The organism is Brevundimonas sp. (assembly GCF_023259385.1).
Taxonomy (GTDB): domain Bacteria; phylum Pseudomonadota; class Alphaproteobacteria; order Caulobacterales; family Caulobacteraceae; genus Brevundimonas.
This window is the reverse complement of record NZ_JAHFPF010000028.1, coordinates 1-20,246: the sequence shown is the minus strand read 5'-3', so window position 1 is coordinate 20,246 and position 20,246 is coordinate 1. Positions and strand designations below refer to the sequence as shown.

Here is a 20,246-nt window from a genome sequence, read left to right as displayed (position 1 = left end):
GCGTCGGGTCCGTCTCACGGCTCGACCAGCATCTCGGGCGACGTGGTCACCTACACGCCTGACACCAACTATGCGGGCGCCGACAGCTTCACCTTCACGGCGACAGGCCCAGGCGGAACCTCGGCCACGGCCACGGTCAGCCTGACGGTCAGCCTCGGCGACCAGACCATCACCTTCAATGCGCTGGGGAACGCCTCGCTCTCGGCCTCGCCCCTGACCTTGGCGGCGACGGCGAGCTCGGGCCTGTCGGTCAGCGTCTTCTCGGACACCACCGCGGTCTGCACCGTGTCGGGAACCAGCCTGACCCTGCTGCAGACAGGGACCTGCACGATCCGGGCGGAACAGCCCGGCGACACGACCTGGGCCGCCGCGCCTTCGGTCTCGCGCAGCTTCACGGTCACTCCGGCCCATCTGGTCATCACGGCCGCCCCGGCCTCCGGCCTCGTCGTCGGTCAGAACTACAACCAGGCCAACACCGTCAGCGGCGGCGTCGCGCCCTACACCTACGCGCTCGCGGCCGGCGCCTTTGTGCCCGGTACGACGCTGAACACCTCGACCGGCGTGGTCTCGGGCACGCCGACCGTGGCGGGTTCGTTCAGCTACATCGTCCGCGTCACCGACAGCCAGGGGACGCCGGTCACCGCCGACACCGGCGTGACCACGGTCACCATCGCCAGAGGCTCGCAGACCCTGGCCTTCACCTCGACGGCGCCGTCCGCCGTGGTGGCCGGTCCGGCCTATGCGGTCACGGCGACGGCGAACTCGGGCCTGACCGTCAACCTCAGCCTCGACGGAACCAGCACGGGCTGCGTGCTCTCGGGCGGGTCGGTGACCTTCACCAGCCCCGGAACCTGCGTCATCAACGCCAACCAGCCCGGCGACAGCAACTGGAACGCCGCGGCCCAGGTCCAGCAGAGCTTCGCCGTCATCGCCAACCCGCCCATCGCCGACGACGCGCCGGGCTGGCTGGTGGCCTACAACAGCACCGGCGCGCCTCTGGACCTGTCGGTCTGGATCAGCGGCGGCGCCCACACCTCGATCGCGGTGGTCACGCCTCCGGCGCACGGCACGACCTCGATCGCCGGTGATGTGGTCACCTACACCCCGGCCGCCGGCTATTTCGGCATCGACAGCTTCACCTATACGGCCACCGGCCCGGGCGGGACCTCGAACGTCGCCCTCGTCCATCTGACGGTGGAGACTCCCGCCGCTCCGGCCGTGACGAACCGCAGCGGTGTCGCCGTCGCCTACAACGGCGCCGGTACGGCGATCGACCTCTCCACCTCGATCACCGGCGTGCACGCCTCCATCGCGATCGACACGCCGCCGGCCCACGGCACGGTCACGGTCGCCGGCGACGTGGTCACCTACGCGCCCGCCGCCAACTACTACGGCGCTGACAGCTTCACCTACACGGCCACCGGCCCCGGTGGGACCTCGGCTCCGGCGACCGTCAGCCTGACGGTGGCCAATCCGCCGGCTCCGACGGTTTCGGGCCGTAGCGGCGTCGCCGTCGGCTACAACAGCACCGGCGCGGCGATCGACCTGTCGAGCGCGGTCAGCGGCGTGCACGGCTCCATCGCCGTCGCGACTCCGCCCGCCCACGGCGCGGTCACGATCGCGGGCGACGTGGCCACCTACGTCCCAGCCGCGAGCTACTTCGGTCCGGACAGCTTCACCTATACGGCGACGGGTCCCGGCGGGACCTCGGCTCCGGCCACGGTGTCGCTGACGGTGGCGACCCCGCCGCCGCCGGTCGTCCCGCCGGCAACGGTCCGCCGCAACCGGTCACCGTCAATCTGGGCAGCCAGAGCAACGGCGTCATCGACGGCTACCGCATCACCGCGACCAGCCAGCACGGCACGGCGTCCATCACCACCGTCGCCGCGCCCCTGGCCCAGACGGCGGGCGCCGACGGTCCGCAAGCCGCGCCCGGCGACTACCAGCTGATCTACACCCCGGCGGCCAACTTCATGGGCACGGACACCGTGACCGTGGTGGCCTTCGGACCGGGCGGCGACTCCGCGCCGGCGACCTTCACCTTCCAGGTCGCGGGCAAGGCGCCGAACCTGCAGGGGGCGACGCCGTCGAACAGCACCATCGCTTTCACTCCGACCGCCGGCCTGGTGGGCGGTCCGTTCCAGGCGCTGCGCATCACCCGCGCTCCGGCCTTCGGCGTGGCGACGGTCAACGGACTCACGATCGTCTTCAACCCGGGCGCCGCCAACGGCGGCTCCACCTCGCTGGACTATGTCATCGACCTGCCGTTCGGCGCGTCGGCGGCGGGCCGGATCGACCTGGTCTCCAACCTGGTCCCCGGCGCCCAGGCGCTGACGGCGACCACCGTCCAGGGCCGTCCGGTCACCACCCGGATCAGCGCCGTCCCAGGCGGCCCGTTCAGCGGCGCGGCCGTGGTTTCGATCTCGCCGACGACGGCGGGAACCGCGACCATCACGGGCTCCGGCGCGAACTGGGACCTGACCTTCACCCCGGCCGGGACTTTCTCGGGCGTGGCGACGGTCAGCTTCACCCTGACCAACGCCGCGGGCACGACGGCCAGCACCCTGGCGGTGACGGTCGAAGCGCGCCCCGATCCGTCGCAGGACGCCGAGGTCAGGGGGGTGGCCACCGGTCAGGTGACCTCCGCCCGCCGCTTCGCCGACGCCCAGATCAGCAACTTCCAGCGCCGCCTGCAGGACCTGCATGACGGGGACAACGGATCGTCCAACGGCGTCAGCCTGAGCCTCGGCTTCGGCGCCCAGAACGACGCCGACAACGATCCCCGCGCGGCCCTGCGCCGTCAGCTGGGCGCACGCGAAACGATCGATCCGGATACGATCGGTCACGACCGCGACCGCGACATGCTCGGCCTCGACCTGTGGGCCGGGCGTCAGGCCGGACCGGCCGCGGTCAGCTCGACCACGGACCGGCTCAGCGCCACGCCGCCGTCGTCCGAACCCGGCCGCCGCTCGTCGGTCGGCTTCTGGACCGCCGGTTCGGTGGACTGGGGTCGCCAGGACGCGCAGGGTCAGCGCGACTACCGCTTCACCACCCAGGGCGTCACCGCCGGCCTCGACGTGCGCGTCTCCGATCAGCTGATCGTGGGCGGGGGCCTGGGCTATGGCGAGGACAAGACCAAGATCGGCGACCAGGGCTCGGTCTCCAACGGCAGCGGCCTGACCGGGGCGCTGTACGCCAGCTGGCGTCCGGCCGAGGCCTTCTACATCGACGGCGTCATCGGCTGGTCGAACCTGGACTTCGACTCGCGCCGCTGGACGGCCGGGCTCGGCGGCCAGCCGGACGCCTACGCCGAAGGCGAACGGTCGGGGGACACCCGCTTCGTGTCGGCCGCCTTCGGCCGCATTCTGCGCGGCGACGGTCAGACCCGTGAGATCTACGCCCGCGTCGATGCGCGCTCGATCTCGCTGGACGGCTTCACCGAGACGGGTGCGGGGCTGGCGTCCCTGGCCTGGGACGCGGTGGACCAGGACAGCCTGTCGGCCAACCTGGGCGCGGCGTGGCGCTGGACGATCGACAACCGCCGCTTCGGCCAGCTGCGGCCGTCGGCGCGGGTCGAGTGGTCGCACGAGTTCGAGGACATCGGCGACCAGGGCGTGCGCTACGCCGACTGGGCCGCCAGCCCGACCTACCTGGTCCCGCTGGACGCCTGGTCGCGCGACAGCCTGCGGCTCGACCTGGGCGCTGACTGGTCGGTCAACGACCGGCTGGTGCTGGGGGTCGGCTACCGCGGCGCCTTCGGCGATGCGAGCTCGAGCCACGGCGGCGAGATCCGCGTCAAGTTCGACTGGTAGGGAGATGGGACCGTTTCGGCGGTTCCTGATCCACTCGAATGCGGAGGGCCGCCCCGGCGACGGGGCGGCCCTTCTGCTGCGCAGGGCGCGCGGGGCGTCGTCAGGACCTTAGCCGCGTCGGGTTCAGGGTCGCGGACCGCACCTGTAGGTGGCCGACCGCATTCTCGCATGACGCGAGAAGTCCTTGGTCGCTTCGCCGGCTTCCCATAGGCTGGTCGGATCAATGTTCCCCGGGGGGCGGAATGGCGGAATCCCACGAACGCGGCAGCGCTTTCGAAACTGCGGCTGAAGAGCTCTTCCGGGCGGCCGGTTTTCGCGTCGATCGGTGCCGGGAGCTGCGCGGGCAGGAATACGACGTCATCGCCTCGCGTCACGAGATCGGAGGTTTCGAGACGCGCATCGCCGTCGAGTGCAAATCCAGGAACGGGAGCGCGGTCTCGAACGACGACGTCTACAGCTTCATCAATGCGTTCCAGGCCACGCAGGCCAGGCTTGGTTTCACGCACGGGATCATCGTCACGGACAGCAAGTTTTCCCGCCAGGCGAGCGAAGCCGCCGCGGATGTTCCGCACATCCGGCTGGTGAGCTTCGCAAGCCTCGAGAGCGAACTCCTAGGGTCCCGCCTTTACCTCGAAGGCGCGATGAAAAATTACAGATCACAGATCAAGCGCCGGCTCATCGATCCGTCGGCTGATGAGGTTGTGGAAGGTCGTCTGGCGCCTGTGCCGCGCCTCATCGACCATCTCCTGGCCGGCGTTGACGACGGCAGGGAGAGCTTTTCGTTCCTGCTGGGAGACTTCGGCAGCGGCAAGACGACGGTGGCTGAGCAGGTGCACAAGGCGCTGGCCGAGCGCTACCTGAACCAGGGAACCGGACTGTTTCCGATCATCCTTTATCTCAGGAATCTGGCCCAGTTCGATACGGACCGCTCCTTCGTCGCGGCGCAGTTGTCTCAACATTCGCCCAGCGCCTCGTTTGAACTGTTCGAGAGAATGCAGAAGGGCGGCAGGTGCGTCCTGATCCTGGACGGATTGGATGAGGTGGCGACCCACGCCACGCAGGATGAGCGGTTTCGCCTGTTTTCACGCGTCATGCGGATCACCCAGCAGGCGAACCACCTGCTCATCACGTCCCGACCCACCTACTTCAACAATCTTGCGGAGCTGAACGGGCTGATCCGCGATCTGACCAGTCGCGACTTTCAAACATCCGAGCAGTATCACGTGGGGACCAGGGAACCGTCCAAGCCGAGAGGGTTCGCCAACCTTGGCCGCCGGGGCCCCGAGGCGGGCGCGTATCGTCTCTTCGGCCAATGGAACACAAGGCTGTTCTACATAAGGCCCTTCAGCAAAGCGCACATCATCGACTACCTGTCGGCCTTCGAAGCCGAGTTCAATGAGCAGCACGGGCTGAATGTCGACCAGGTCTATGACTTCTTGTCCAAGACCTACGATCTGACGGATCTGGTGACGCGGCCTCTGCTGCTGGAAATGCTGGTCGAGGTCATCATCGCCCCCGGCGCCGTCAGGCTGGATGACCCCAATATCGAAATCGGTCCCGCCAGCCTCTATCGGGATTACGTGGCGCTGCATCTCAACAGGGATTGGGCTGTCCGCCAGTTTTTGAGACGGGAGGAGCGTCTCTCGTTCGCCAGGGCGGCGGCCATCGCCATGCTCGACAACGCCGCCGGCCTCGAAGCCACATACGAGAGCGTGGAAAAGGTCGTGGTGAGCGGCCTGTCCGACATCGCTGACTGGCGGGTCTCGGTCCTGGCGGGGCAGATGGAGAGCGTGGTCAACGATGTCCGTGTGTGCGCCTTCCTGAACGTCACCGCGAACGACAGGATAGAGTTCTCACACAAGTCTTTCATGGAATACTTTGTCGCCGACGTCATCGTTGAGAAGATGTCGAAGCGAACAATCGTCGATGAGTTCGGAAAGAATCTGAACTACGAGATCCTGTACTTTGTCGGAAGTCACAGCCTGATCGATATCGATTACGCGATTAACCTGAGAGATCATCTTGAATTGGCGAGCGCATCGCAGTCCGAGCGCTATCTCTCGAACGTCAGGATGGCCTTGCTTTATTCCGAGCGGGTATCGGAGTCTAAAAAGTTCTCCGACATTTCCCTGTCCCGCGCCCTTATCCGGAAGAGGCGGTTCGTGGGGTGCCGTTTCGAGCGTTTCAGGATTTCCCAGTTGAGCCTTGAGGAGGTCGAGTTTGACGCCTGCCAGTTCAGCGCCACGTCCTTGACCGGCGAGATTGCGGACACCGCGTTCAAGTCTTGCGTCGGTGAGCTTCAGCTCGGTTCCGTTGTCAGGCGCAGTGCGATGAACGGATGCGCCCTCGCTGTCATCGGCCATGAGGCCAGGTTGCGTCTCGACGAAGTCACCCTGACCAACTGCAGGCTCGCCATCGATGCCGACGAGATCACCCTCTCGCGCGTGACGATGGAGGATGTCGAGATGGCCATCACGGGCGACGGGTCCGTCCGGCTTGAGAACGTGGGAATGATGCGTTCCCGGTTGACGGGGCGAGCCTCGGCGACGGGGTCTCAACCCCCGACGATCAGCATCGACGGAACATTGGACGACTGTTTGATCGCCGGGTTCCGCGTGAGCGCCGGCGCCTTTGAGGAGACCGCTGAAAGGCTGGGGAGTTGCTACGGGGTGGTGATGGTCCACGGCTCGCGCGATGCGTTGGCGAAGATTTTCAAGAGGAAACTGGACGGCGGGCAACGCCCGCCGAAATGGCTGATCGACAAGCGAATGGTCTATCTCGCCGGCACAAAGTGGAGCCTGCTTGGGGCGGGTGAGGAGGAGTTGACCGATATCGCAAGATCGGGCGACGCCTCCGCGATCCGGAGATGGCTGGGGCGAAGACTCGAAGCGATGGATACGGCCGAATAGCGCTGCTGGTCGCGCTGGTATTGCACAGGTCCGTCTCGGCGTAGCTCCTGGTTTGCGCACCAAAACCAGTGTCTGCATCTGGCGCAAAGCCGAAGTTCGGAATGTCGGTTGTCTGCCTGAAGGGCGCCCGAAGCATAGAGCAGTTGAAAGCGCCTGTTCGCCGGCCCCGGCAGTCAAAACGATCAAGGCGTACGCAAACGCCTCATTTTGGGATTCCTGGCCATGGCGGCAGGCGCCCGCCCATGCAAGATGGCTAGGGGAAACGGCGTGCTGACTGATCAACTGTGCGAAAGACTGCTGGAACGCAGTGACCGGCCGTTAATCACGGTTTGCGGTGGCCGCACGGGTCAGCGGGACCGCGTCCTGACCGGACGTCAGCTGCACGAACGGGCCCTGGCGCGCGGTGCGGCTCTGGCGTCGATCCGTAAACCTGACGACGGCCCGCTGGCGCTGATCATGCCGTGCGGCGTCGAGTTTGTCGTCACCCTGGTCGGGACCCTCTACGCGGGTTTCACGATCACCGCCGTGGCCGCCCCCCGTCCGGGTGTTCAGACCCTGCGGTTCAATCAGATCATCCGCGACTGCACGCCGGCCGCGATCCTGTGTTCCGACGGGCTTACCGGCAAAATAGAGGCGGCGCTGACGTCCGGCGGGATAGCGGGCCTTTCCGTCATCGACGTTGAAGCGCTTGAGGCGGTCGAGGCGCCTCTGATGGCGCCGGTCCAGAGCGGCGACGGGACGCGCCCGGTCATCCTCCAGTACACGTCCGGCTCGACGCGGGCGCCGAAGGCGGTGGCGCTCTCGGGCGCGAACATTGTCGCCAACGCCCAACTGGCGAACGGCACCTGGGGCCTGGACGAGGATGGGGTCGTCCTCAGCTGGCTGCCGCATTTCCATGACCTGGGGCTGATGGGCGGCATCTTCTATCCAATTCTCGCCGGAGGGCGGACCGTGTTGCTGGACCCGCTGCAGATGATCCAGCGGCCGGAGCGCTGGCTGCGCCTGATCAGCGAGCACCGGGCGACCTTCAGCGGCGGCCCCGCCTTCGTCTTCTCGCATTGCCTGCAGAACGTCACTGACGAACAATGCGAAGGGCTGGATCTGTCCCGCTGGCGCAGCGCTTTCTGCGGCGCGGAGCCGGTCCCGGCGTCGCTACTGGCTGCTTTCCGCGAGCGTTTCGGCCCATGGGGTCTGAACCCGAGCGCCGTGTTCGGCTGCTACGGTCTGGCCGAGTTCACCCTGATGGTGGCCGGCGGAAATCCGGACCTTCTCGACGACCGGCCCGCCCCCCCGCCCGGATGTGGCGATATCGAGCCCTGCCGGGTCTCGCCCGAGATGGACGGTGATCTTCGTCTCGTCGATCCGGAGACCTTGAGGATCGCGGCGCCGGGCGAGCCCGGCGAAATCTGGGTCCGGGGGGCTTCGGTCGCGCGGGGCTACCGCAACGCGCCGGCGGAAACGGCGGCGTCGTTCAGCGTCGCGACCGCCGGTGACGGCGCTGGGGGAGACTGGCTCAGGACGGGCGATGTCGGCGTCCGCCAAGGCCACTGGCTGTACGTCACCGGACGTCTGAAGGACCTGCTGTTCTCCAACGGACGCAAGATCCCCGCGACGGATGTGGAATGGCTGGCGGGAGAACAGGATCAGGCGCTCAATCCCATGGCGGCCGCGGCGCTGATGCCGGACGACCTCGCCACGGGAAAGGCGGTGCTGCTGATCGAGCTCAGGCGCCGGGAGAGGGTCGCGGACGAAGTCGTCACCCGCGGCTTGATCCGGCGGGCCGTGGCGGGCGCCTGGGGGATCGAGCTGACGGATATCCGCATCCTGCCCAGCGGAGCCCTGCCGCGCACCAGCAGCGGCAAGGTTCAGCGCCGCCTGCTGGCGAACGCTTGGCGAGACGGGCGGATTGAGGATGCGCTTCAGTGACCGCCACGCCTCTTCGGGACAGGATGCCCGGGTCTTCAGGACCTCGTCCGGACCGCGCCGGCTTCGTCGTCGACACGGCGGAGGAGGCGACGGAGGTCTTCCGCGACCGGGCATGGGGCGTGACCGCGGTCCTGCCCTATCTGGCGAAGCTTCAAGCCGCGACCGGCGAGGACCTGTCCCTGCTGGCCGACGCCGCGCGCGCGTCGCTGATCTACCAGACCGACGCCGACCACCTCATGACCCGCCGGGCGCTTGCAGCCTTCCTCAGCCCGGCCGGGGTGGACGGTTGGGCGCCGGTGATCGACGGCCACATCCGGGCGGCTCTGGACCGGTTGGCGACGCAGCCGGCGCCGGATCTCGTGCGCGATTTTTCGGACCCGGTTTTCATCGCCTGCATGCGCGACGTGTTCGGACTGGCCATCCCGGATGACGCGGCCTTCCTGCGCGCCGTCTACCAGGCGCGGGTGTTCACCGAACCCCTGCTGCGCCTGCGCGACCTGCTGGCGGTCCAGGACGGCTACCGGCATCTGATCGCCGCGGCGTCTGTCCCGACCGCGCTGCCTGATGATCCCGGGACGCCGGCGCCGCTGGTCATGGCTCTGGCGCGGGGCAAGCTGCCCGCCGGGGTGGACGGCGCCACCCTGATCGCGTCCATCACGGTGGCCGCCCATACGGCGGCGGAATCGCTGGCCTTCGCCCTGTGGGGCCTGCTCAGGGACGGCGCACCGACCTGGGGCGAGGTGTCGCGCGAGGGCTGGGCCGAGGCGCATCTGGACGCTGTCATCCGCGACTATCCCTCGACCTTGAGGCTGTACCGCGTCGCCCGAACCGGGACGCTGCTGAACGGCCGGCCGGTGCAACCGGGCGATCTGGCGGCGCTGGACATCCCCGCGGCCAACCGGTCGCTCTGCCCGCACGCGGCGGGGGAGGGCGGCCGGGCGTCGCTGTCGTTCGGCGACGGAGTGCACAAATGTCCCGGGGCGGCTCTGGCCCGGCTGATGCTGAGCCGGGCCTTGCCGTTGATGGCCGCGCGCTTCCCGGACCTCCGTCTGGATGAGGCGGGCGTGCGGATCGAGCGGACCCACATGGTGCAGGCGCCGACGGCCCTGCCGTGCCGCCTGACGCCGCCGCTCCAGAAGCGCGCCGCCCGGCTGTGGGAGATTACCGAGCCCCGAACCGCCCGCGCCGTCGCCGTCGACGACGCGCGCTTCAGTCCGCCCGGCATGGAGCCGCACCTGATCGCGCTCCAGGCGGCCAGCGGACGCGACCTGTCGACCGCGATTCGGGTCGCCCGCAACGCGCCTTTCTTCCAGTCCGGCCCGCGCCACGCGCGCATGCGCCTGCTGGGGTTCGAAGCCCTGGGCTCCAACCGTCTCGTCGCCTGGACGCCGCTGATCGACGCGGAGATCGAGCGCGCGGTGCAGGCCCTTGAGGGGCGAACGGACGTCGATCTGGTCGCGGATTTCTGCGAGCCTCTGTTCCGGGCTGTCTGTCAGCCGATCATGGGGCTTCGGCCGCATGATCCCGCTGTCTTCAACGCACTCGCGCCACTCCTTCAGGAGGTGCTGGAGCCGCTGCGATCGCTGCGGGCCATCCTGAAGGTCCAGGCCATGGTCGACACCCTGCTTGGCCAGTTCGACGAAGATCCCACAGGTCCGGTGAGCGACGGACCGACCTCCCTGCTGTCCCATCTGGCCGCCAGCGGCTGGGACGAGATGGACGCGGAGGATCGCAAGGCCTTCGTGCTGGTCCTATACGGCGCCAGCTTCAACGTCTCCCACACCCTCGCCAACGCGGTGCTGGCTCTCGCCTCGGCGCCCGTCGATCAGCGCGGCGACCCCGCCGATCCGGCCTGGGTGGCGGCGCATCTCGACACCCGGATCGTGCCCGCCGCGGCGTCTCCGCGTTTCATCTACCGGGTTGCGCGGGCGGAAGGGGAGATCGACGGCGTCGCTTTCCAGCCCGGCGACACGATGCAGCTGCGGTTGGCGGACATCAATCGCGACCTCGGCGCGGGCCATCTGGCGTTCGGGCATGGCCTTCACCGCTGCATCGGCGCGGCCCTGTCGCGCCTCCTCATCCGCAAGGCCGTGCCCGCCCTGTTCGCCCGCTATCCCGATCTGCGTTTCACGGGTGGACAGCCCCGCTATGTCGAAAACTCCCAGACGGTCATTCTGGCCGAACTGCATTGCCGTCTCGATTGACCTTCCAGAGTTTGAAAGTGTGTTCATGACCCCGCCGACCGTCGAACAGGTGACTGACTTCCTGCGCGCCCACATCAGCAGGCGAACCAAAGTCCCGGCCGATCAGATCCTGGGCTCCACCGTGCTGGTCGACTTCGGTCTGGAATCCATCGACGCGGTGCTGATCTCGGGTCACATCGAGGACGAGTTCCAGATCGAGGTCGAGCCGTCGCTGATGTTCGAATTCCAGACGCTGGACGAGGTTGCGGCGGCGGTCGTGGCGCTGTTCGACACCCCATGAGCCGGTTCTATCTGGGTCTGTCGACCTCGGGACATGACCCGGCGTTGGCGATCGTGGATGAGGCCGGCTGCATCCGCTTCGCCGAGGCCACCGAACGCTTCATCCAGGACAAGCGCGCCTGGGGCGCGGCGCCGGATCATGTCGGCCATCTGGAAAGCGCCCTGTCCGCCGTCGGGTTTGACGCCGCCGCCGACGAACTGATCGTCTCGACCAGTTGGGCGCGGGTGAAGGCGGACCTTCCGGTGTCGGTGTCCAACGCCTTGCTGCCGGGCTCGGACGGCTTGTGGCTGCGGGGCCTTCAGGCCCACGCGCAGGCGTCGGCGGGCGAGTCCCTGCTGCGCCTTGGCCTCGCCGAGACCTCCCCGGAGGTCCGGTATTTCGACCACCATCTGTCCCACTCCGTCGCAGCCTGCGGCAGCGCGCCGTTCGCCGATGGCCTCTGTCTGGTCATCGACGGGGAAGGCGAGGTGGGCGCCGCGAGCCTGTTCCGTCTCTCCCACGGCAGGCTGAAGCGGCTGTGGCGATCGTGGGGGCCAGGCAGTCTCGGAACCTTCTACGCCTGGCTGACGGGCCTGTGCGGCTTCGACTGGCGCGCCGGAGAAGAGTGGAAGGTCATGGGCCTGGCCGCCTTCGGCACGCCCGATGCGGGTCTTGTGGACGTGTTGGAGACGATGCTCAACATCGTGGACGGGCGGCCCCAACTGCCGGAGCAGGCGGTGATCGACGCCGTGGTCGCCCGTGCAAGGGCGCATGCGCGCAGGCCCTCCGATCCCATCCAGCAGGCCGCCGACCTCGCCGCCAGCGGTCAGGCCGCCTATGGGCGGCTGGTCGATCGCATCTTGCGAAGCTGCTCGGAACTCGGCGAGCGTAACCTCGTCCTGAGCGGCGGCTGCGCGCTCAACTCCTCCTACAACGGCACGATCGGTGGCCGCTTCGGCTTCGAGGCGGTCCATGTTCCGAGCGCGCCCGCCGATGACGGCAACGCCTTGGGCGCAGCCCTTCTGTCGTGGATGCAGGATCATCCCGAACAGTCGGCCGCGACGGGGCGGATCACGCCCTTCCTCGGAACGACGCCGGACCGGCGGGTCATCGACAGAACGGTCGCGAACTGTGGCTACGGTCACATCTCGGATTGCGCCGGCCCGCAGGGGCTGGCGACGCTCGCCGGTCGATTGGCGGCGGGCCGGATCATCGGCGTAATGCGCGGCGCGGCCGAGTTCGGTCCGCGCGCCCTTGGCCATCGCTCGATCCTCGCCGATCCCCGCCCGTCGGACATGAAGGACCGGCTCAATCAACGGGTCAAAGGGCGCGAACCCTACCGTCCGTTCGCGCCGATCATTCCCGCGCACCGGGTGAGCGAGTGGTTCGACCGTCCTCAGCCGTCGCCCTACATGTCCTTCACCCTACCGTGGAAGGCGGAGGCCCGCGACCGTGTCCCGGCGGTCGTCCATGCGGATGGGACTGGTCGGCTTCAGACCGTCGAGGCGGCTTCAGATCCGTGGATGAGCGGCCTGCTCGACGCCATGGAGGCGCGGACCGGCGTGCCGATCGTGCTGAACACCAGCTTCAACGTCATGGGCAAACCCATCGTGCACAGCGTGCAGGACGCGATGGCCGTCCTGGCGACCACGGGTCTGGACGGCGTCCTTCTGGATGACGTGCTCGTCGAGAAGGCGGCGTGAAGCCATCTCATTCGTAAGCCTCCAGTTCCTCATCCTCTGGCTGCCGGTCACGGTGGGGGCGTTCGCGCTCGCCTGTCGCTGGCGGCCCACGGCGGCGGTGGGATTGCTGGTGGCCGTGTCGGTCCTGTTCTGCGCGCAGGCCGGGCCGATCGCGCTCGCAGTCCTGACCACATCCATTCTCGGCAATTTCGGCGCTGTCGCGCTCATCGGCCGGCTGGCGCCCGGATCGACGATGCGCAGGCTTGCCGTGGCGGGCGCGATCATCGCGAACTTGGCTCCGCTGGTGGCCTTCAAGGTGGCGCAGCAAGTGCTTCCCGTGGCCCTGCCGCTCGGTCTGGCCTTTTACACCTTGCAGCAGATCACCTTCGTGATCGACGCACAGAAGCCGGGCGTCGAGCGGTTGGGCCTGCTACGTTTTGCGGCTTGGGGTTCCTTCTTCGGGCAGCTTCCGGCAGGCCCGATCGGCGCCTACGGCCGGATAGCGCCCCAGTTCGCCCGGTTGGGCTTCACAGCGCCGACGGGGGCGGATATCGCGCGCGGAGGCGCGCTGGTGCTGGCCGGGGTCGTCAAGAAAACTTGGCTGGCCGATCCCATGGCGCGAAAGGTCGACGCCGTCCTGACCGCGGTGGATCTGGGCGCCGTCACCCCGGTCGAGGCCTGGACCGCCGCCTGGGGCTATACGCTGCAGCTCTACCTGGATTTCTCGGCCTATTCAGACATCGCCATCGGCGTGGGCCTGTGCTTCGGCCTGCTGCTGCCGATCAATTTCAACTCGCCGCTGAAGGCCTCGTCGCCCGGTCAGTATGTGATGCGCTGGCACATGAGCCTGATGACCTTCGTGCGAGATTATGTTTTCGAACCGGTGTTCCGGATCGCCCGGAAACTGCCGATCCAACCGACCGTTCGCCGCTATGGCGTCGCGTGGGCGCTGGCCACATTGGTCGCCTATCTGGTTGTCGCCGCCTGGCACACCGCCGCCCTGTTGCCGTTGCTGCAGGGGCTGGGCGTGGCGGCGCTGCTGATCGTGCTCCAGTTCGCCCGCCAGAACGCCCGCGGCGCGCCTCGACCGATCGGCGTCGTTGAACAGCGCGCCCGGCAGGTCGCTGGTCAGGCTCTGATCCTGATCGCCGTGGCGGTCATCGCGCTGATGCTGAGGGTCGGCGACGGCCAGACGCTGGGCCGGGTGCTTCCCGCGCTCGTCGATGTAAAGGCCATATTTGCGGGCCTGCCGCAGGGCATCGATCTGGCCGGCGCCTATCCCAATGCGCGCCTGCCAGGTGTGCGGACACTGGCGATGATGGGCGTCGTGACGACGATAGTCCTCGTCTGCCCGAACACCATGCAGATTTTCGGTATCCCCGGCGCCATGCCCGCCCCGGACTGGCTCCGCTGGCGACCGACCCTGCTGTGGGGCGGGTTGACGGTCGGCCTGCTTCTCCTGGCCCTGATCGGCGTCACCCGCCCTGTGCAGCAATACGGCTTCATCTATGCCCAGTTCTGAACCGGACAAGTCGCCCGCCAGGCTGACCCGAGGCTGGTGGATGGGGCTCGGCGCGGGGCTGGCGATCCTCATCGGATATGCGCTGTTCAACGTCGTGGTCGATCCGACCGGTGAATTCGGCCAGTCCGGCCGTCATGCCTTCAACCGAAGCCCTCCGCCCGGCGTGATCGCGCAAGGGGTCGCCGGCGGTAACCCGGCCTTCTTCACGCGCGCCATTCGCGAGCACCAGGGAGACACCTTCCTGATCGGCTCGTCCCGAGCCTGGCGTGGCTTCAACACCTGTTCCCGGCCCGATATCCTGCGGGTCGCGGGATCCGCCTGGGGCGTGCGAGAGATGACGCGGGTCGAACGGGCGATCCTGAACAGTCGCACAGCGCCTGCCACCATGTTGATCGAGGTCGGATTGCCGACGCGCGAACGGCCCGCCATCGTAGATCCCGCGCAGGCTGCCCTGTCCACCGCGTTGTCGCCCCGCACCACCCTGCAGTCCGCGCAGACAGTGGTGCACAGCCTGAACGGCGCTGAGGCCTACCCGGCGACCTACGCGCCTTGCGAGGCGCTGGCTCCCGGTGCACGCGACTGGATCCAGGCCGAGCGCAGCCTTCGCTACACGCTGAGTCAGCTCGATACGTCGCCGGCCTCGCTTGCGATGGGCCGCAGGAACCTCGCCGGACTTGCGGACCTGGCGGACAATATTTGTCGCCGAACCGGTCTTCGGCACCGGCTCGTCTTCTTTACCCTGCCCGCGACACCCGCCGATGCGCCCGTAAACGGACACGATCGATTGGTCCAGGCCAACGCAGCGCGGATCGCGGCGATGTTCGCCGGGCGTCCGTCGACCGTTGGGGGGTGCGACATTCGTTACCTGAACTTCGCCTCAACCCCGCTGGGGAACGAAGCCGAACAAGCGCTATGGCGTGATCGCGAGCAGTGGACCGACTATTTCCACTTCTCCGCACGCCTCGGCGAAACGGCGCTGAACGCGCTTTTGAGCGCGTCGCCATGAGGCTCGTTTCTTCTGGCGCGTTGCTGACCTGAGTTGGTCCGGCGATGAGTTGGACTCTCTCGGCTAAGAAGCCATTGCTGTGATGGCGACGCCCATCACCGGCGTTCAGCGTCGCCGTCAATGAGCGTGGCTGGCCGACAGTGACTGTGGACGCGATGCCAAGTCCGCCGGTTCGCAGCCCAACTGCTGCGCGAGTTCGAACACCGCGACTGCCGTCGGGTTCTGCTTGCCGTGCTCGAGCGCGCTTGCGTACTGCTGCGTGAACCGGAAGTTTATCCGGTTTACGCGTCAAACATTTCAAATAACGGGAAGAAAATCGCGGTGTGGCGGACAGAGAGGGATTCGAACCCTCGGTACGCTTTCACGTACACACGCTTTCCAAGCGTGCGCGATCGACCACTCCGCCACCTGTCCGTTTCCACGACGCGCGTGAAACGCCGGACGGTCCATCCGGCGAGGGGCGCTGATTAGAACAGTCGGACCCCCTCGGCAAGCGCCGGATGATGGCCCATATGGGCGGCGTACGATTTGTCCGGAGTTCCGCCATGCTCTCGCAGAAGACCACCATGCCCACGCCCGGGTCCGCGCTGCCCGGCCGGGCGACGCCGGTGACCACCGATGAGGTCCATTTCGTCACCGGCCGCCCGCTGAAAGGACCGCATCCGGAGGGCTTCCAGACCGCCGTCTTCGGCATGGGCTGCTTCTGGGGCGTGGAGCGGGTCTTCTGGTCCCTGCCGGGCGTCTGGGTGACCTCGGCGGGCTATACCGGCGGCTACACTCCCAATCCGACCTATGAAGAGACCTGCACCGGCCTGACCGGCCACGCCGAGGTCGTGCAGGTGGTCTTCAATCCCAAGGAGATTTCCTACGCCGACCTGCTCAAGGTGTTCTGGGAAAACCACGACCCCACCCAAGGCATGCGCCAGGGGGGCGACATCGGCACCACCTACCGCTCGGCCATCTACTATCTGGACGAGGCGCAGCGCGAACAGGCCGAGGCCTCGCGCGACGCCTATCAGGCGGCCCTGACGGCGGCGGGGCAGGGGGAGATCACCACCGAGATCACCCCGGCGGGCGTCTATTATTTCGCCGAGGATTATCATCAGGGTTATCTGGCCAAGAACCCCGAGGGCTATTGCGGCATCGGCGGGACGGGCGTGACCTGCCCCATCGGCGTCGGCGTCACTTCAGGTTCCGGGGCCTAGGATGGATCGCGCGGGGATCGGCAAGGCCTGTCTGGCCCTTCCGGGGGCGACGCTGGATCACCCGTTCGGCGACCATCACGACGCCTACCGCATCGGCGGCAAGATGTTCGTCATGGTCGGCGAGCAGGGCGGGGTGTCGTTCAAGGTCTCGGACATCGCCTATGAGGTGCTGACCGAGGAGGGCCGCGCCCGCCCGGCCCCCTATCTGGCCCGCGCCAAGTGGGTGAACCTGCCAGACCCGTCCGCTTGGCCCGATGACGAACTGGCCGAGCATTTCGCCATCGCCCATTCCATCATCGCGGCGAAGCTGACGAAGAAGCAGCGGGCCGAACTGGGGCTCTGACGGGCGTTGCGCCACCGGCGCGTTGCACGAATCCGCCAAACGTTGTTCTCTGCCTGTCTCGGGGGAGATCATCATGACCGGCAGACATCTCATCATGGCGGGCGCCTGCGCGCTCGCGCTCGGATCCTGCGATCAGGCGCGGGTCAACGTCACTACCTCGGACGGGCCGCAGGTGGTCGCCGCCACGGATATCGAAGCGGGCCGCTATCTGGTGCGGGTCGGGGGGTGCAACGACTGCCACACGCCCGGCTATCCCCAAGGAGGCGGCAAGACGCCCGAGTCCGAATGGCTGAAGGGCTCCGGCATGGGCTTCATGGGGCCGTGGGGGACCAGCTATCCGCACAACCTGCGCCGCACCGTCGCCGGCATGACCGAGGACGCCTGGGTCGAGATGCTGTCGACGCGCGAAGGCCTGCCGCCCATGCCGTGGCCCAGCGTCCGCGCCATGGCCGACGCCGACAAGCGGGCGCTGTACCGCTACATCAAGTCCCTGCCGCTGGAAGGCGACCCGGCTCCGACGGCTCTGCCGCCCGGACAGACCCCGACCACGCCCTATGAGAACATGGCGCCGGTGATCCCGGGAGCCTAGGGCGCGGTCAGCGCGCCTTCTCCTCGGCGATCCAGCGGTCCATCCGCTCGTCCAGCAGCGCCATCGGCAGGGGGCCGTCGACCAGCAGGGCGTCGTGGAAGCGGCGCACGTTGAAACGGTCGCCCAGTTCGGTCTCGGCGCGGGTGCGGACCGCGCGCAGGCGGATCTCGCCGACCTTGTAGGCCGTCGCCTGGCCCGGCCAGCCGATATAGCGCTGCAGTTCGGTCTCGATGTTGTGCGGGGCCAGGGCCGAGTTGTCGCGGAAGCAGGCGCGGGCCTGTTCGATGTCCCAGCCCAGCCAGTGAATGCCGGTGTCCGCCACAAGGCGGCAGGCGCGCCACATCTCGTAGCTGAGCCGCCCGAACCGCTCATAGGGGGTGCGGTAGAAGCCCATCTCCTCGCCCAGGAATTCGGCGTACAGCCCCCAGCCTTCGGTGAAGGCGGTCACGTCCACGCCGCGGCGGAAATAGGGGCCTTCCTCGGCCTCCTGCTGCAGGGCGATCTGCAGATGGTGGCCGGGCACCGCCTCATGCAGGGTCAGGGCCGGAAGCTCGTACAGCGGCCGCTGGTCCAGCCGGCTGGTGTTGACGATGTAGCCGCCGGCGATCCCGTTCTCCATCGAGCCGGGGAAGTAGCGGCCGGTGGTGTAGTTGGCCTCGATCTCCGCCGGCACGGGCCGCACGCCATAGGGCGTCCGCGGCAGGGTCCCGAACAGGGCGGGAAGGTGGTCGTCGGACCGCTTGGCCATCTCCGACGCCTTCTCCAGCAGGTCCTCGCGCGTGGTGGCGTAGAACTGCGGGTCGGTGCGCAGGAAGTTCAGGAAGGAGGCGAAGTCGCCGGTCCAGCCCGCGGCCCGCATCTCGGTGTCCATGCGGGCGCGGATGCGCGCCACCTCCTGCAGGCCCAGCTGGTGGACCTGATCGGGCGTCATGTCGGTGGTCGTATAGCCGCGCACCAGGAAGGCGTAGAGCTCATGCCCGCCGGGCCGGTGGACCAGTCCCAGCGTCTCCGGCGCGCGGGGCAGGTAGTCGTCGCGCAGGAAGCGGACCCAGGCCTGGCGACGCGGCATGATCTGCCGGGCCACCACCCCCTGCGCCCGCGCCAGCAGTTCCGCCTGCTTGTCCGCCGGGATCGAGGCGGGCAGGGCGGCGAACGGCTTCAGCAGCGGGTCGGTCGCGGGCGTCAGCGCGGCTTCCGGCTCCATCAGGCTGAGCGCGTTCTCGACGATCGAGCGGGGCTGGACCAGGCCGGTCGCCAGCCCGCGCCGGGCGTTGGCCAGCTGGTCGTCATAGAGGGCCGGCATGGCCTCCAGCCGGGCGATATAGGCCTCGGCGTCGTCGATGCTGGTGATCCGGGTGACGCTGGCGACATAGCCGAGGCTCTGGCCCGGCCCGCCCTCCGAGCTGAAGGCGTCGATCCGGCCGGTGTCCAGCGGAATGCGGTCGCGGGCGCGCTTGATGACATAGGCCATGAAGGCGTGGTTCAGCCGGTCTTCGTCGTTCAGCCGCGCCGGATCGATGGCCGCCAGCCGGTCGGCGAATCCCTTCAGCGCCGGCTCCTGCGCCACTTCGAACGCGCGCGAGGCGTCGGGCAGACGGCGCAGGGCGTCGCGGTCGCCCTCCATTCCGGCCGAGATCGGATCGACCGACCGCAGATAGACCTCATAGTCGTTCAGCAGGGCCGCAAGGGCCGGGTCCTGGGCGTTGCGCGTCGCGGCGGGCTGGGCCGGGGTCTGGGCCCCGATCTCAGCGAAGGCGGGGGCGGCGCAGGCGGCCAGCAGGGCGGCGCCGGCGACGGCGAGAACGAGCTTCATTTGGGGTCCCTCCCGGATGCGGACGGGACTGCACCGGAGCGCGGGCCTCGCGTCAACCGCAGAAGGCGAAGAACCGCTCGACCCGCTCGTCCGAGCCCGGATGCGGGGCGTACGCGTGACGGGTCTCGCCCTCCCACACCGCCAGCCAGCCGGTGCGGCGGAAGCGCTGGAACACCGGCTCCCGCGCCTTGGCCTCGGCGGTCAGGAACAGGCCGTCATTGACCTCGGACGCCTCGGCCTCGGCCGGGAAGCGCTCGGTCTCGCCGCCGGACTCCAGATGGATCTCGGACGCCGCGCCGACCGCGGCCAGGGCGCTCAGGGCCAGCTGACCGGAGTGCTTGCGGCAATCCAGGCCGATCTTCAGGTCGTCGCTGGCCTCGGCGCCGTAGGCCAGCCGCGCCTCGTCGCCGTCCTGGTTCAGGTGCCAGTCATAGCCCTGCACCGGCGCGGGCGAGCCGGACGAGGCGGGAGACAGCCCCATGCCCGGCTGGGAGGTGGTGTTACACGCCGCCAGCGCCAGCGTCAGGCCGGCGGCGGCGATCAGGACGGTCAGGCGCATGGGAAAACTCCGGCTCAGCCGGAGCACAGTTCGGCGAAGCGGCGCAGCTTGGCAAGGTGCGCGGTCGGGACTTCGATGGTTCGCCGCTGCTCCCCGACGGCCACGCCCAGCCGTCCGCTGACGCCGAAGGCCGTGAACACGGGGTGATCGGTGCGCAGCGCCAGCTTGATCCCGCCGCCGCGCGCCGCCTCGGACTGGGCCACGGCCGAGGCGTCGCCGGCGATCACCCGCGCCATGCCCGCGCCGGGCTCGCCGCCGTACAGGGTCAGGCGGGCGACGCTGCTGCCGGGATCGCATTCCAGGGTCGTGCGCAGATTGGCGGTGTCCGGCACCTCATTGGCCAGCACCACGGGCGTGTCGGCGTACAGGGTCCAGGTCCATGCGGTCTCGGGCGGAGCCGCGGCCGCGTTCTGGGCG

General features: G+C 68.3%; 15 protein-coding genes and 1 tRNA gene. 12 read left to right on the top strand and 4 right to left on the bottom strand.

Going from position 1 to position 20,246, the window contains the following annotated elements; translation table 11 throughout:
• The 9 genes from Q0C81_RS03660 to Q0C81_RS03620 form a co-directional block, all read left to right on the top strand.
• On the top strand, positions 1 to 1,950 hold a 1,950-nt coding region (locus tag Q0C81_RS03660), incomplete at its 5' end, for an Ig-like domain-containing protein (RefSeq protein WP_291833678.1).
• 23 nt (positions 1,951 to 1,973) lie between these two features.
• On the top strand, positions 1,974 to 3,812 hold the full coding sequence (locus tag Q0C81_RS03655; protein WP_291833675.1) for an autotransporter outer membrane beta-barrel domain-containing protein: 1,839 nt from the start codon (positions 1,974 to 1,976) through the stop codon (positions 3,810 to 3,812).
• Between the two features lie 242 nt (positions 3,813 to 4,054).
• Positions 4,055 to 6,721, top strand: coding sequence for a restriction endonuclease (locus Q0C81_RS03650; RefSeq protein WP_291833672.1), 2,667 nt, complete (start codon positions 4,055 to 4,057; stop codon positions 6,719 to 6,721).
• A gap of 267 nt (positions 6,722 to 6,988) precedes the next feature.
• Positions 6,989 to 8,647 carry an AMP-binding protein gene (locus Q0C81_RS03645; protein WP_291833669.1) on the top strand — a complete coding sequence of 553 codons (1,659 nt, stop codon included), beginning with the start codon at positions 6,989 to 6,991 and terminating at the stop codon, positions 8,645 to 8,647.
• A gap of 23 nt (positions 8,648 to 8,670) precedes the next feature.
• Positions 8,671 to 10,851 carry a cytochrome P450 gene (locus Q0C81_RS03640; protein ID WP_291833666.1) on the top strand — a complete coding sequence of 727 codons (2,181 nt, stop codon included), beginning with the start codon at positions 8,671 to 8,673 and terminating at the stop codon, positions 10,849 to 10,851.
• A 25-nt stretch (positions 10,852 to 10,876) separates the two neighbouring features.
• Positions 10,877 to 11,131, top strand: coding sequence for an acyl carrier protein (locus tag Q0C81_RS03635; protein ID WP_291833663.1), 255 nt, complete (start codon positions 10,877 to 10,879; stop codon positions 11,129 to 11,131).
• On the top strand, positions 11,128 to 12,813 hold the full coding sequence (locus Q0C81_RS03630) for a carbamoyltransferase C-terminal domain-containing protein (protein ID WP_291833660.1): 1,686 nt from the start codon (positions 11,128 to 11,130) through the stop codon (positions 12,811 to 12,813). The genes Q0C81_RS03635 and Q0C81_RS03630 overlap by 4 nt, the downstream gene beginning before the upstream one ends.
• Positions 12,785 to 14,314: an MBOAT family O-acyltransferase gene (locus Q0C81_RS03625; protein ID WP_291833657.1), complete on the top strand. Its 1,530-nt coding sequence runs from the start codon at positions 12,785 to 12,787 to the stop codon at positions 14,312 to 14,314. The genes Q0C81_RS03630 and Q0C81_RS03625 overlap by 29 nt, the downstream gene beginning before the upstream one ends.
• A 40-nt stretch (positions 14,315 to 14,354) precedes the next feature.
• Positions 14,355 to 15,320, top strand: a complete 966-nt coding sequence (locus tag Q0C81_RS03620) for a hypothetical protein (RefSeq protein ID WP_291833654.1) — start codon at positions 14,355 to 14,357, stop codon at positions 15,318 to 15,320.
• 324 nt (positions 15,321 to 15,644) lie between these two features.
• Here the strand turns inward: Q0C81_RS03620 and Q0C81_RS03615 are convergent.
• Positions 15,645 to 15,734: transfer RNA gene (locus tag Q0C81_RS03615), tRNA-Ser, on the bottom strand.
• A gap of 131 nt (positions 15,735 to 15,865) precedes the next feature.
• On the opposite strand from Q0C81_RS03615, the gene msrA reads away from it, so the two are divergent.
• From msrA to Q0C81_RS03600, 3 genes are all read left to right on the top strand, one after another.
• Positions 15,866 to 16,525: a peptide-methionine (S)-S-oxide reductase MsrA gene (gene msrA, locus Q0C81_RS03610; RefSeq protein ID WP_291833651.1), complete on the top strand. Its 660-nt coding sequence runs from the start codon at positions 15,866 to 15,868 to the stop codon at positions 16,523 to 16,525.
• A 1-nt stretch (position 16,526) separates the two neighbouring features.
• A complete protein-coding gene (locus Q0C81_RS03605) occupies positions 16,527 to 16,868 on the top strand; it encodes an MmcQ/YjbR family DNA-binding protein (protein WP_291833648.1) in 342 nt (113 codons plus the stop codon).
• A 73-nt stretch (positions 16,869 to 16,941) separates the two neighbouring features.
• Entirely contained in the window at positions 16,942 to 17,457 is a 516-nt protein-coding gene (locus tag Q0C81_RS03600) for a cytochrome C (protein ID WP_291833646.1), read from the top strand.
• A gap of 7 nt (positions 17,458 to 17,464) precedes the next feature.
• Here the strand turns inward: Q0C81_RS03600 and Q0C81_RS03595 are convergent, their stop codons facing one another.
• The 3 genes from Q0C81_RS03595 to Q0C81_RS03585 all read right to left on the bottom strand — a co-directional run.
• On the bottom strand, positions 17,465 to 19,270 hold the full coding sequence (locus Q0C81_RS03595) for a DUF885 family protein (protein ID WP_291833643.1): 1,806 nt from the start codon (positions 19,268 to 19,270) through the stop codon (positions 17,465 to 17,467).
• Positions 19,271 to 19,322: 52 nt separating this feature from the next.
• Positions 19,323 to 19,829, bottom strand: coding sequence for a hypothetical protein (locus Q0C81_RS03590; protein WP_291833640.1), 507 nt, complete (start codon positions 19,827 to 19,829; stop codon positions 19,323 to 19,325).
• Between the two features lie 14 nt (positions 19,830 to 19,843).
• On the bottom strand, positions 19,844 to 20,246 hold a 403-nt coding region (locus Q0C81_RS03585), incomplete at its 5' end, for a hypothetical protein (protein ID WP_291833638.1).

Coding starts and splice junctions, on each gene's coding strand:
- Q0C81_RS03590 (WP_291833640.1), bottom strand. CDS start 19,829: ATGCGCCTGACCGTCCTGATCGCCGCCGCCGGCCTGACGCTGGCGCTG.
- Q0C81_RS03650 (WP_291833672.1), top strand. CDS start 4,055: ATGGCGGAATCCCACGAACGCGGCAGCGCTTTCGAAACTGCGGCTGAA.
- Q0C81_RS03600 (WP_291833646.1), top strand. CDS start 16,942: ATGACCGGCAGACATCTCATCATGGCGGGCGCCTGCGCGCTCGCGCTC.
- Q0C81_RS03630 (WP_291833660.1), top strand. CDS start 11,128: ATGAGCCGGTTCTATCTGGGTCTGTCGACCTCGGGACATGACCCGGCG.
- Q0C81_RS03635 (WP_291833663.1), top strand. CDS start 10,877: ATGACCCCGCCGACCGTCGAACAGGTGACTGACTTCCTGCGCGCCCAC.
- msrA (WP_291833651.1), top strand. CDS start 15,866: ATGCTCTCGCAGAAGACCACCATGCCCACGCCCGGGTCCGCGCTGCCC.
- Q0C81_RS03605 (WP_291833648.1), top strand. CDS start 16,527: ATGGATCGCGCGGGGATCGGCAAGGCCTGTCTGGCCCTTCCGGGGGCG.
- Q0C81_RS03595 (WP_291833643.1), bottom strand. CDS start 19,270: ATGAAGCTCGTTCTCGCCGTCGCCGGCGCCGCCCTGCTGGCCGCCTGC.
- Q0C81_RS03625 (WP_291833657.1), top strand. CDS start 12,785: ATGACGTGCTCGTCGAGAAGGCGGCGTGAAGCCATCTCATTCGTAAGC.
- Q0C81_RS03655 (WP_291833675.1), top strand. CDS start 1,974: ATGGGCACGGACACCGTGACCGTGGTGGCCTTCGGACCGGGCGGCGAC.
- Q0C81_RS03620 (WP_291833654.1), top strand. CDS start 14,355: ATGGGGCTCGGCGCGGGGCTGGCGATCCTCATCGGATATGCGCTGTTC.
- Q0C81_RS03640 (WP_291833666.1), top strand. CDS start 8,671: ATGCCCGGGTCTTCAGGACCTCGTCCGGACCGCGCCGGCTTCGTCGTC.